The organism is Mesorhizobium sp. PL10 (assembly GCF_053714315.1).
In genome coordinates, this window is sequence record NZ_JBSKBR010000058.1 from 1 (window position 1) to 11,931 (window position 11,931).

The following is an 11,931-nucleotide window of genomic DNA, read 5'->3' on the forward strand; positions in this document are numbered from 1 at the left end:
GCGGCACCGAGCGGCTGCGCATTACGCCGACGCCGTTCCATACCGATGCACTGATTGCGGGCCTGCAGGACGCGCTGGTCGAGACATGGGATGCGCTCGATCTGCCGCTAGAGGGTGCGGCGACGAGTGAGCGCGTTTCTCGCCGCACCGACATCTTTTTTGCCGCCGCCGGCGGGTGAGAGGTTGGTTATTGCCGGACTCGATACAAGCCGCAGTATCGGATTCAATGGTGCAGTCAATTCCTTTTCGCGCAGAGAGGGTCGGCGTATGCGTCACGTCGGATTGGCAGCCGTCACCTGCATTCGTTCCCTCGACAACGTGGCGATGCGGGACTTCAACCGGCTGAAGGCTGGCTGAGGCTCATCGTCTTTTGCCTGTCCGCGATACAGCCTACGGCCTGCATTGCAGTGCATTCGCGCGATGGCGTTCCTGCAAAGGACATGGCAACGGCCCAGGTGAGCGGATATCCGAGCGATATACGCGTCTGGGGTGATCTCTACGCAAGCTACCCGGCCGAACGGCTTGCCCTATTTCACAATCAGCGAGTGAGGGCGGCCAAAACCGACCGATCCATAGACCTAGATCAACTCAACGCGCTTACGCGCTCAGGCGGCGGCAGCAGCGGCGCCTTCGGGGCCGGAGTCTTGCCGGCCGTTTGAAGCTCATCAAGGAGGTCATCCTGGCGTCCACGTCCATTCCCGGCATCTTTCCGCCGGTGCGCCTGGAGGTAACACCGCTGCGGGCAAGACCTACCATGAAATGCATGTGGATGGCGGCACAACCACGGAAGTCTTCCTGATGCCAGCCGGTCTCACGCTGCGCGAGCTCAACCGGACGTCCCACACCAGGATCAAGGCGCGGCTCTATATAATCCGCAACGGCCGCACGACGCCGGAGCCCAGCCATCGTCAGGGCTACCCTGGCGGATATTGCCGAAAAGGCGGTCTCTTCGTTGATAAAGACGCAAGGCATCGGTGATCTCCATCGGCTCTATGCGATCGCCAAGCGCGACGGCATCGACTACAACCTCATAGACACCCCGACCGATTTCACTGTCGAGGCCAAGAGCCCGTTCGACAACAGCTACAGGCGTGCGCTGCACGAAACAGGCTTCGAGATGGGTCGCCGCGGCGTGCCGGGGAAAAAGGCACCACCCGGACTTTTGAGGTAAGTCCTGACGGCAAGGGCGACCGGACAGTCTGCCCAATTGATAGGACAAAGTTGCCCGGACATCTGACATATCGGGCAACTTTTGGGCAGCACAGTTGCTGGCTGGCAATCGGCTTGCAAAACTGACCCCGGATCGGCGTCCAAAGTTTGCATGCCAGTTCAGAAGTCGCGCTGAAAGACAGCCTGAGGGCTGATTGCGGGTGTAGCGCGACCCGAATCAGATCGCGGCATGGGCCTTACCTGCCTGGTCCCGGACGCAGTCGCGTCGCATCGATTTGGTGTTCTTTGCCAGTTTTTACTTATGCGGCCGGCCCCTCATGACGTACCAAAGTGGAAACACATGGCGCGCCTCGGAGGCACCGTGTTCAAGAAGCTGCTCATCGTCGTCGTCGCTCTCGGATGTCTCGGGTTGGCGGGATTTGGCGTGTTGGCGTGGCGCCCGGCCATTGCTCCGGTCCCGGCGCCGGCTCCGGGCGGCTTCGCAGCGGAGCTGGTTGCGAAGGGCGAAGTCCTCGCGGGCGGCGGCTATTGCGCGGAGTGTCACACGACCAAAGGCGGGCAGACATTCGCGGGCGGCTTCGCGTTCGCAACTCCATTTGGCACGCTCTATTCCACCAACATCACGCCCGATCCGGAGACTGGCATCGGTGCCTGGTCGGAGGGGGCCTTCCGTCGCGCGATGCATGAAGGCGTCTCACGCGACGGCTCGCATCTCTTTCCAGTGTTCACGTACGACCATTTCACCAAGCTTTCTGACGACGACGTGCGGGCGCTCTACGCCTACTTCATGACCCTCACGCCCGTTCACGCGCCGGCGCGGCCGAGCGGCATCTCGTTCCCGTTCAACATCCGCTATCTGCAGGCAGGCTGGAAGCTGCTGTTCTTCAGGCCGGGTCGTTTCGAGCCCGATGCAGACAAGAGTGCGGAGTGGAACCGCGGCGCCTATCTTGCGCTGGGTTTGAGCCATTGCGGCGCCTGCCATACGCCGCGCAACCTGCTTGGAGCGGAGAAGTCAGGTAACGCTTACGGCGGAGCAGTGATTGACAACTGGGACGCGCCGCCATTGACGGCTGACAATCCCGCTCCCGCGCCCTGGACGCGTGAGGAACTCTACGACTACCTGCGCACGGGTGTGAGCAAGCTGCATGGAACTGCTGCGGGGCCGATGTTTCCAGTCGTGCAATGGCTTGGCGCGCTGCCGGACTCGGACGTCCTCGCGATCGCGACATATTTTGCCGATCTCGACAAGGCGGCGGACCGGATGCCATACGCCTCCGGCGCGGTGAGTCTGGCGATGTCTAGCGCATCGGCCAAATCGGGCGAGCAGTCCGATCCAGACACGCGCCTCTACACGGCCGCCTGCGCGTCCTGCCATTACAACGCAGGCAGCGCGCCGCTCGCTGTGCGGCCTGACCTCGCGCTCAACAGCGCGGTGCACCTTCCCGACCCCAGCAATCTGATCCAGGTCATCCTGCGCGGCATCAGTGCCCAGGAGGGAATGCCGGGCGTCGTCATGCCAGCTTTCGGCGGCGCTCTTGGCGATGCCGACGTCGCGCGTATCGCGGCATACCTGCGGCGCACGCGAACGGACCTTCCACCCTGGCCGGACCTCGCGACGAAGATCGCGGCGATCCGCCGGCAGAGTCTCGCAGCGAATTGATCCGTGGAGATCGATATGACCTCGTTTAACATCAACGGCCAGGCGGTGAACGTCGATGCCGAGGACGACACGCCTTTGTTATGGGTGATCCGCGACGTCATCGGCCTCACCGGAACGAAGTTCGGTTGCGGTATCGGCATGTGTGGCGCGTGCACGGTTCACATTGGTGGCCGGCCGACGCGCTCCTGCATAACGCCGCTGGCCAGCGTCGCCGGTGCGAAGGTCACCACCATCGAAGGACTCGATCCCGAGGGCCGGCATCCGGTGCAGAAGGCTTGGGCCGACCTTCAGGTCCCTCAATGCGGTTACTGCCAGTCGGGCCAGATCATGCAGGCGGTCTCGTTGCTCAACGACTTTCCGTCACCGTCCGATCAGGACATCGATGCCGTGATGGCCGGAAACCTTTGCCGCTGCATGACATACATTCGCATCCGCAAGGCAATCAAACAGGCCGCTGCGCAGCCACGGAAGGTTTCCGCTGATGAGTAAGCTGCGTGATCAGATCCCGCTTTCGCGCCGTGCTTTCCTGGTCGGTTTGGCGGGGACGGCCGTGACGTTCGGTTTCGCGGCGGGAGAGGGCACCGCGGACGAATCGGGGTCGGCTCCCTTCGAACCCACTATTTGGTACAGCGTCGACCGCAGCGGCATCGTGACCGTGAACGTCACTCGCGGGGAAATGGGCCAGCACATAGGCACGGCTGTCGCCCGTATCGTCGCTGACGAACTGGAAGTCGACTGGAACAACGTGCGCATGTCGGCGGTCGATACCGATCCCAAGTGGGGATACATGCTGACAGGCGGCAGTCATTCGGTGTGGCAGGATTTCCCTGTGTACAGCCGCGCCGGCGCCGCCGGCCGAATTGCTTTCATCGACGCAGGCGCCAAACTGCTCGGCGTGAGCCCCTCGCAATGCGTGGCGCGTCAGGGCGCGGTGTTTGTGGCAAATCAATCAATCTCCTACGGCCAGATCGTTAGCAGCGGCGAGCCGACGCGAAAATTTACGCCAGATGAACTCGCGCAGTTGCCGATCAAGCCGGCCTTGGAACGGCGGCTGATCGGAAAAAAGGCCGATGCGCTGGACATCCCGGCGAAGATCAACGGCACGGCGCGTTATGGGATCGATGCGACCGTCGAGGGCATGGTCTATGCCCGGCCGAAGATCCCCCCGACCCGCAACGGTTCGGTGGTCCGTGCGGTTGACGATTCCGCGGCGAAGCAGGTGAAGGGCTATCTTACCAGCATCGTACTAGAAGACCCCTCCAACACGGTTCCGGGATGGGTCGTGGTGTGCGCAACATCCTATCCGGCGGCGATCCGCGCCGCCGAACTCGTCAAGGTTGATTGGGCTGCGGGTGACGGCGGCGAGTTCTCCGAGCAAGACATCCTCGACTATGGAGCCAAGCAGATTGCCGAACCGCGCGGCGGTGCGCTCTTGGTTGACGACCCGGGGGTCGATGCGGCCTTTCGCGCAGCTGGCTCCACCCTTGAGCGGACGTACACCACCGCAAGCGTTCTTCATGCTCAACTCGAGCCTGTGAACGCGCTCGCGTTTGAGAAAGACGGCCGCTTCGAAATCCACACCGGAAATCAATGGCAGAGCCTCTTCCTGCCTGTGCTTGCTCAAGCGCTCCGCATGCCGCAGGAGCGTATCATCATGCGCACCTACCTTATTGGCGGGGGCTTCGGGCGTAGGCTCCACGGCGATTACGCGGTCCCCGCCGCGCTCGCCGCCAAGGCTCTTGGCAAGCCAGTAAAGCTTGTGCTGACACGTCCCGACGACATGCGCTTCGATGGTTTCCGCTCGCCGTCGATCCAGACACTGCGGCTGGCATTCGATGCGCAGGGTAAGGTGGCGGCGATGGAGCATCACGCATCTGCTGGCTGGCCGACAGCCGTCTATGTGCCGCCACCCGCGTTGCCAAAGGCGCCCGATGGAAGCCCGTACGATCCATTTGCCATCGACGGCGCCGACCATTGGTACAGCGTGGGTGCGCAGCGCGTCCGCGCGCTCCAGAACGACCTTGCCCATCGCGCGTTTCGCCCAGGCTACCTTCGCGCAGTTGGGCCCGGCTGGACCAATTGGGCGGTTGAGACCTTCATGGATGAAGCCGCGGCGATGGCCCGCGCAGACCCTGTCGCATTCCGCCTAGAGCTGTTGGATGGCTCCGGCCGCAATGCCGGGGCAGCACCAAGTTCGGTGGGCGGAGCGAAGCGTCAGGCAGCGGTCCTCCAACGCGCCGCGGAAAAGGCCGGGTGGGGCACCCCAAAGCCCAGGGACACAGCGCTCGGCATTGCCACCACATTCGGTCAGGCACGTTCGATGCCCACCTGGGTTGCTTGCGTCGCACGTGTCCACGTCAACCGCTCTAGTGGCGATGTTGCAGTTGAAAAGCTCTCGATCGTTGTCGACGCTGGTACTCTCGTTCATCCGGACGGCGCTCTCGCACAAGTCGAAGGCAGTGCCTTGTGGGGCCTCAGCATGGCCCTTTATGAGGGAACTGAGTTCGTCAATGGCGAAGTGAAGGACACGAATCTCGACACCTATACGCCATTGCGTATCGGCGACGTGCCTCAACTCGACATCGAGTTCATCGAAAGCATCGAGGTTCCCGTTGGCCTCGGCGAGCCTGGCACGACGGTCGTCGCACCTGCGATTGGCAATGCCATTTTTGCGGCGACCGGGGTTCGGTTGCGACACTTGCCGATCCGGCCGGCCGCTGTGCTCAAGGCACTCGCGTCATAGGGCGGTGATGTAGCGGCAGGGGACGCGCGTCGCTTCATTGTGCAATTCCTGCGAGTTAGTTCGCGCGGTCGGCTTTCTTCTCGTTTTCTCCGATAGACAGTGGGCGAAGCTGATCGCGGTGCCGCCCAGCCAGCGCACACGCACCATCCCCGTCGCAGATTATTGGTTATTCGTTCTGTGCCTTAGGAAAGTTTGCAGGGATTTGGCAGCCTTTACTCACGCTTTCAGGCCCGGCGCGGTAGTTATCGACAAAGCCGCAACACCCGTTGCGAATGCGAGATAGCGAACATGAAGACCACCGCGATTCCCTTATCGCGCCTCCGGTTGGCTTCACCACCGAGTTTGGCGGAGCGACTGCCGGACTTCATCGCGTTGATGATGAAGCCGCGCGTGATGGTGCTGGCAGTGTTTACCGCGCTTGTCGGATTGATGATCGCACCGACTCTCCTCGATCCACTCCTTGAGGTCGTTGCAATTCTCGCAATCGCCGCCGGGGCAGGAGCCGCAGGCGTGCTCAACATGTGGTATGACGCAGATATCGATGCGGTGATGGCTCGTGCCGCTGGGCGACCAATTCCCCGCGGGGTGGTGTCGCGCCTGGAGGCACTGGCATTCGGTCTCATCCTCGCAAGCAGTGCCGTCGCAGTTCTTGCTGTCGAGCTCAATCTTAAGGCTGCGGCGCTGCTCGCCTTTGCGATCTTCTTCTACGTTGTCGTCTACACAATGTGGCTCAAGCGAAGCACGCCGCAGAACATTGTGATCGGCGGCGCTGCCGGCGCACTTCCGCCAGTAATCGGCTGGGCGGCGGCAAGCAATGGGATCGCGCTCGCGCCGATTGTGTTATTCTTCATCGTGTTCCTTTGGACGCCGCCTCATTTCTGGGCGCTGTCGCTCAATCGCGCCGACGAATATGCCCGTGCCGGTGTGCCGATGCTGCCGGTCGTGGCCGGCGGAGCCGAGACCAAGCGACAAATCTTGATCTACAGCGTTCCGCTGCTCCCGGTCTCCCTGCTGCCGTGGGCGCTTGGGTTTGCCGACGCAACCTATGGTGCGACCGCCGCCGTCTGCGGAGCGACGCTCATTGCGCTCGCGCTGAGATTGGTCCGGAGCGGTGAGAGCGATCGACGGCATGCACATCGCCTGTTCGCGTTTTCCATCCTGTACCTGTTTTTGGTGTTCGCCGCTCTCTTGGTGGGCAACGGCGGGGATCGATCGCTCAAAAGCTCCTCGAGCGCCGTTCCGCCTGCCATCGTGCCCATAGATACTCCTCTCTGCATCACGCGTAGCTCCGCCCGAGCCAAGCCAGAGAGGATCTGACATGCGGTATGCCACGCCAATCGCTTTGTTTGGCATCGCCGCTGCGCTCGGCGGTTGCTCGGGAGGCGTGCTCGATCCCAAAGGGCCGATCACCGCGGCCGAGCGGCTCATCATGCTCAACTCAACCGGAATCATGCTGGCGATCGTGATCCCTACGATCCTCGCTACACTGGGCACGGCCTATTGGTTTCGCTCGTCCAACAAACGTGCGCGCCACATGCCGGATTTTGTCTATTCCGGGCGCCTGGAGCTGCTCGTTTGGTCGATCCCTATCATGACCGTATTTCTGGTAGGCGGCGTCACCTGGCTCAGCTCATATGACCTCGATCCGCCGAAGCCGATCGCTTCCGCGATCAAGCCTGTCAGGATTCAGGTCGTCTCGCTCGATTGGAAATGGCTCTTCGTTTACCCCGATGAGGGCGTCGCGACCGTCAATCACCTGACGATCCCCGTTGGCACGCCGATCAGCTTTGAGCTGACCTCGTCGGGCGTGATGAACAGTTTTTTCGTGCCGCAGCTGGGCGGCCAAATCTACACGATGGCCGGGATGGAGACACGCCTCAATTTACAGGCCGATCAGACCGGAACGTATCGGGGACTGTCAGCAAATTATAGCGGCGCGGGATTTTCCGACATGTACTTCAAGGTCGACGTGATTCCTGCCGAGAGATTTGCACAATGGGTGGGCGACACGCGCACCACAGGCCCTGTGCTCGACGCGCAGACCTATGCGGACCTGGCCAAGCCGAGCAAAGCGGTCACTCCCTTCAGCTATCGCGGCGTCGCTCCCGATCTGTTTGAAGGCATCGTGAGCTCCCGGTCGACACCCCAACAGGCATCGCGGTTGGTTCTCCCGGCTTCACAGAGGGCAGAAAAATGAACCTCCTTGGTAATCTCACATGGGACGCAATCCCTTTCAACGAACCGATCATCATGGTTACGGCAGGCGTTGTGGGCCTGGTCATCGTCGTTGTCTTAGGGTGGGTCTCTCTGAAGGGTTACGTGCCTGACCTGTGGCGGGAGTGGATCACATCCGTCGACCACAAGCGCATCGGCGTCATGTATCTCGTGCTGGCGTTGCTTATGCTGGTGCGCGGCTTCGCAGATGGGATCATGATGCGAACCCAGCAGGCGGTCGCGGCGGGCGGTGCGCAAGGCTACCTACCGCCGGAGCATTTCGACCAGATCTTTACGGCGCACGGCACGATAATGATCTTCTTCGTGGCGATGCCGCTCGTGATCGGGCTGATGAATTTCGCAGTTCCTCTGCAACTCGGTATCCGCGATGTGGCGTTCCCGACATTGAACTCAGTGAGCCTATGGCTCACGGCATCAGGCATCCTTTTGATCAACCTCTCGCTGGTGATCGGTGAGTTCGCGAAGACAGGTTGGGTCGCTTATCCTCCGCTCAGCGAATTGCAGTTCTCGCCCGGCGTCGGCGTCGACTATTACCTCTGGTCGCTACAGATTTCCGGCATTGGGACGCTCCTGACAGGGATAAATTTCGTCACCACTATTCTCAAAACGCGGGCACCGGGAATGGGCTACATGCGGATGCCGGTGTTTTGCTGGACCGCGCTCGCCTCGAACCTGATGATTGTCGCGGTCTTTCCAATCCTGACTGCCACGTTCGCGATGCTGCTGCTCGACCGTTACCTCGGCTTCCACTTTTTCTCGCTCGATGCCGGCGGCAATCCAATGATGTACGTGAACCTGTTCTGGATGTGGGGCCACCCCGAAGTCTACATCCTCGTCCTACCGGCATTCGGAATTTTCTCGGAGGTGAGCGCCACCTTCTCGGGGAAGCCGCTGTTCGGGTACCGCTCGATGGTTGCTGCGACCATGGCGATTTGCGTTCTCTCAATGATGGTCTGGCTGCATCACTTCTTTACGATGGGAGCCAGCGCAAGCGTCAATGCCGTCTTCGGCGTCGCCAGCATGATCATCGGCGTGCCGACCGGGGTCAAAATCTTCAACTGGCTGTTCACCATGTATGGCGGTCGTATCCGCTTTTCAGTGCCGGTCCTGTGGACACTCGGCTTCATGGTGACGTTCGTCCTGGGCGGCCTGACCGGCGTGCTGCTGGCTGTGCCCCCTGTCGACTGGCAGGTGCACAACAGTCTCTTCCTCGTCGCCCACTTTCACCATGTCATCATCCCGGGTGTCGTGTTCGGTGCCTTCGCCGGCTACATATACTGGTTCCCCAAGGCGTTCGGCTTCATGCTGGACGAACGCTGGGGCCGACGTGCGTTCTGGTGCTGGTTCATCGGCTTCCATCTCGCATTTATGCCTCTCTACGTGGTCGGCCTGATGGGCATGACGCGGCGCCTGCAGCATTACGACGTCGTCTCATGGCAGCCGTGGCTGTTTGTCGCCGAGGCTGGTGCAATCATCATTTTCGCGGGAATCGGCTGCCAGATCGTCCAGTTCATCGTGTCGATTCGTCATCGCGAAGAGCTCCGCGACGTCACGGGGGATCCCTGGAACGGCCGAACGCTGGAATGGTCAACACCATCGCCGCCGCCAGTCTGGAATTTTGCAGTCCTGCCTCGCGTCACCGAGAGAGACGCCTACTGGGCGGCGAAAGCGCTCGCGGGCACGAACCCTCATAAGCCAGCCCAAGCGCGCAAGTACGAGCCGATCGAGATGCCAACGAACAGTCCGGTGGGATTCGTCAACGCCTTTTTTGCCGTGGTCACCGGCTTCGCCCTGATCTGGCACATCTGGTGGTTGGCCGCTGTGGGCCTGCTCGGCGTGTTCGTCACATTCCTCGCGTTCGCATTCCGCGAGAAGGAGGAGCTCGGGATACCTGCTGAGACGATTGCTCAGTTCGATCGCGCTTACCGGGCGGAGGTTGTCCTATGAGCGTCGCTGTGGCTCCTTATGACGCCGACCATGAGGCATTTGCCCCTTCGAGCGAAGCTGGGCCCGCTCCCAAGCGGATCGTGGTTGCCTACGGCTTCTGGATCTTCCTGCTGAGCGACATCGTCATGTTCTCGGCATTTTTTGCGGCTTATGCAATCCTCGTACACGCCGCCGCAGGTGGGCCGACCGGCGCCCAACTATTCAACCAAGTTAGCCTCGCGATCCAAACTGCTTGCCTTCTTGCTTCGAGCTACACGTGCGGACTGATGTCGCTGGCAATCGGCTCGCGACGTCATGCCGCCACCTATTTGGCTGCTCTCGCGACATTCGTGCTTGGGGCCGCTTTCCTAGGGTTGGAACTACGCGAGTTCGCCAGCATGATCGCCCAGGGAGCGACCCCTCAACGCAGTGCCTTTCTTTCCGCTTTCTTTGCGCTTGTCGGTTGCCATGGGCTGCATGTCACTGCCGGGCTGATTTGGTTGGTGGTCATGATGGTGCAGGTGGCCGTCAAAGACTTCCGTGCAAATGTCCAGCGAAGGCTGCTCTGCTTCGCCCTCTTCTGGCACGCGCTGGACATAATTTGGGTTGGGCTATTCACTGTGGTTTATCTGATCGGAATCGCGCCATGACGGAAGCCCGCTACGATCGTGCACCGGGAGACAAGCCGGCACCAGCCGAGGTGCCTGTCGAGGTATCCGGCTCCCTCATCTACACGATCGGAATGCTCCTGGCCGTGATTCTGACGGCCACGTCATTCTGGGTTGCCAATACGTCGCTCCTGTGGGGACCGGGCGTTGCCCTGGGACTTGTCGTCCTCGCCATCGCCCAGATGGGAGTTCATCTCGTTTTCTTCCTGCACATCACGACCGCCCCCGACAACACCAACAACGTGCTTGCGCTCGCGTTCGGCGTTCTGGTCGTCTTCCTCATGATTGCCGGGTCGCTATGGATCATGACGAACCTCAACGACAATATGATACTGTCGCCCGAGGCAATGGATTTGCACATGCAGCACTGACCACGGGAGGTGATACTAGCCGCGTCATATGGGTCCACATATCCGCACTTTAGCTGCGACAGGTGTAGATTTGCGGCGCACCCCCCTTGGGTCACAGCTTAGGCTCACGCACCACCACCTTCTCTGCATGGCCGCCCAGCTGCACGCCTATCGAACGCGGCACTGGGCATTGGTTGTCGCGCCGGCCAGGCAGGCTAGACACTGACCGCAGCCGATCCACGGATAGACGACCACCGGACGACCGACATCCGCTTCTCCCAACCTGAATATTCCGTTTGCTGCGTAGAGATGAGAAGGAACGACCATGGCATTTCTGGATGAAGTCATCGAGGTGCATGGCGGCAGTCGCCGCGCGGGGTTCGAGAAGATAGAAGCGGACATCGTCACTACCGGCGGACTGTTCGCGCTCAAGGGGCTCGCGACTGACCCAACCGTAAGGCGGATGACTGCGTCGCTCCATGAAGAACGCGCATCGGTCGTCCCGTTCGGCGCTCCGGGTCGACGGACCAGTTTCACACCCGATCGAGTGGCAATCGAAAATCTCGACGGATCGGTTGTTGCTGAGAGCCGTGATTTTGCCGCCCTGTTTTCGGGGCATGGGCTCGGCACGCCCTGGGGGCCGCTCCATCGGGCGCATTTCAACGGCTATGCGATGTGGACGTATCTCAACACTCCCTTCCTGCTTGGCATGGATGGGGTCAAAGTGGTGGAGCGCGAGCCATGGCATGAGGAGGAGGAGGAATGGCGCATCCTGCGCGCCTGGCTCCCGGGAACGATGGTCTCACACAGCCGATACCAGGATTTCTACTTCGGACGCGACCGCATGCTACGCCGCCATGACTATCAGGTGGACGTCGCCGGCGGCATGCTTGCGGCCCAGTTGACGGGGGACTATGTGGAGGCGGACGGGATCCGGCTGCCGACGCGCCGCCGCGCATACGCGCGCGGGCCGGACAACCGGCCGGTGTTTGACCTCCTGATGGTCTCAATCGACATAAGTAATGTTCGTCTGGTGTGACCCGGCTGCAGCCGCCCGGGCGGCATCAAACCGTTCCCAACCGCTGCCACACGTTCATGCGGCAACATCGCCAGTGAATGGTAAGCGCTGTTCTCAGGCCACGGCCTTAAGCTCGGGAGCCCGGATGTAGACCCAAGGCA

The 11,931-nt window shown here is 61.3% G+C and carries 10 protein-coding genes and 1 pseudogene; all 11 read left to right on the forward strand.

The features are described 5' to 3' along the window. Positions 1-179: pseudogene (locus ACWGTO_RS31740) on the forward strand (5-aminolevulinate synthase); the annotation flags it as partial. Between the two features lie 773 nt (positions 180-952). Continuing rightward, on the forward strand, positions 953-1,171 hold the full coding sequence (locus ACWGTO_RS31745) for a hypothetical protein (protein WP_454578693.1): 219 nt from the start codon (positions 953-955) through the stop codon (positions 1,169-1,171). Between the two features lie 360 nt (positions 1,172-1,531). Continuing rightward, a complete protein-coding gene (locus ACWGTO_RS31750; RefSeq protein WP_454578694.1) occupies positions 1,532-2,830 on the forward strand; it encodes a c-type cytochrome in 1,299 nt (432 codons plus the stop codon). Positions 2,831-2,845: 15 nt separating this feature from the next. Continuing rightward, positions 2,846-3,319 (forward strand): (2Fe-2S)-binding protein, encoded by a 474-nt coding sequence (locus ACWGTO_RS31755; RefSeq protein WP_454578702.1) that lies wholly within the window; start codon positions 2,846-2,848, stop codon positions 3,317-3,319. Then, positions 3,312-5,573 carry a molybdopterin cofactor-binding domain-containing protein gene (locus ACWGTO_RS31760; RefSeq protein ID WP_454578695.1) on the forward strand — a complete coding sequence of 754 codons (2,262 nt, stop codon included), beginning with the start codon at positions 3,312-3,314 and terminating at the stop codon, positions 5,571-5,573. Before ACWGTO_RS31755 ends, ACWGTO_RS31760 begins: the two co-directional genes overlap by 8 nt. Positions 5,574-5,861: 288 nt before the next feature. Beyond that, the gene (locus tag ACWGTO_RS31765) at positions 5,862-6,890 is read left to right on the forward strand and encodes a heme o synthase (RefSeq protein WP_454578696.1); all 1,029 of its coding nucleotides are present in this window, start codon (positions 5,862-5,864) and stop codon (positions 6,888-6,890) included. Between the two features lies 1 nt (position 6,891). Beyond that, entirely contained in the window at positions 6,892-7,770 is an 879-nt protein-coding gene (gene cyoA, locus ACWGTO_RS31770; protein WP_454578697.1) for a ubiquinol oxidase subunit II, read from the forward strand. Then, the gene (gene cyoB, locus ACWGTO_RS31775; RefSeq protein ID WP_454578698.1) at positions 7,767-9,755 is read left to right on the forward strand and encodes a cytochrome o ubiquinol oxidase subunit I; all 1,989 of its coding nucleotides are present in this window, start codon (positions 7,767-7,769) and stop codon (positions 9,753-9,755) included. The genes cyoA and cyoB overlap by 4 nt, the downstream gene beginning before the upstream one ends. Further along, on the forward strand, positions 9,752-10,384 hold the full coding sequence (locus ACWGTO_RS31780) for a cytochrome (ubi)quinol oxidase subunit III (protein WP_454578699.1): 633 nt from the start codon (positions 9,752-9,754) through the stop codon (positions 10,382-10,384). The genes cyoB and ACWGTO_RS31780 overlap by 4 nt, the downstream gene beginning before the upstream one ends. Next, complete coding sequence (gene cyoD / locus ACWGTO_RS31785; RefSeq protein ID WP_454578700.1) at positions 10,381-10,773, forward strand: cytochrome o ubiquinol oxidase subunit IV; 393 nt, start codon at positions 10,381-10,383, stop codon at positions 10,771-10,773. Before ACWGTO_RS31780 ends, cyoD begins: the two co-directional genes overlap by 4 nt. 304 nt (positions 10,774-11,077) lie before the next feature. Continuing rightward, entirely contained in the window at positions 11,078-11,791 is a 714-nt protein-coding gene (locus ACWGTO_RS31790) for a hypothetical protein (protein WP_454578701.1), read from the forward strand. Positions 11,792-11,931: the final 140 nt, after the last annotated feature.

Coding starts and splice junctions, on each gene's coding strand:
- cyoA (WP_454578697.1), top strand. CDS start 6,892: ATGCGGTATGCCACGCCAATCGCTTTGTTTGGCATCGCCGCTGCGCTC.
- ACWGTO_RS31780 (WP_454578699.1), top strand. CDS start 9,752: ATGAGCGTCGCTGTGGCTCCTTATGACGCCGACCATGAGGCATTTGCC.
- ACWGTO_RS31790 (WP_454578701.1), top strand. CDS start 11,078: ATGGCATTTCTGGATGAAGTCATCGAGGTGCATGGCGGCAGTCGCCGC.
- ACWGTO_RS31765 (WP_454578696.1), top strand. CDS start 5,862: ATGAAGACCACCGCGATTCCCTTATCGCGCCTCCGGTTGGCTTCACCA.
- ACWGTO_RS31755 (WP_454578702.1), top strand. CDS start 2,846: ATGACCTCGTTTAACATCAACGGCCAGGCGGTGAACGTCGATGCCGAG.
- cyoB (WP_454578698.1), top strand. CDS start 7,767: ATGAACCTCCTTGGTAATCTCACATGGGACGCAATCCCTTTCAACGAA.
- ACWGTO_RS31760 (WP_454578695.1), top strand. CDS start 3,312: ATGAGTAAGCTGCGTGATCAGATCCCGCTTTCGCGCCGTGCTTTCCTG.
- cyoD (WP_454578700.1), top strand. CDS start 10,381: ATGACGGAAGCCCGCTACGATCGTGCACCGGGAGACAAGCCGGCACCA.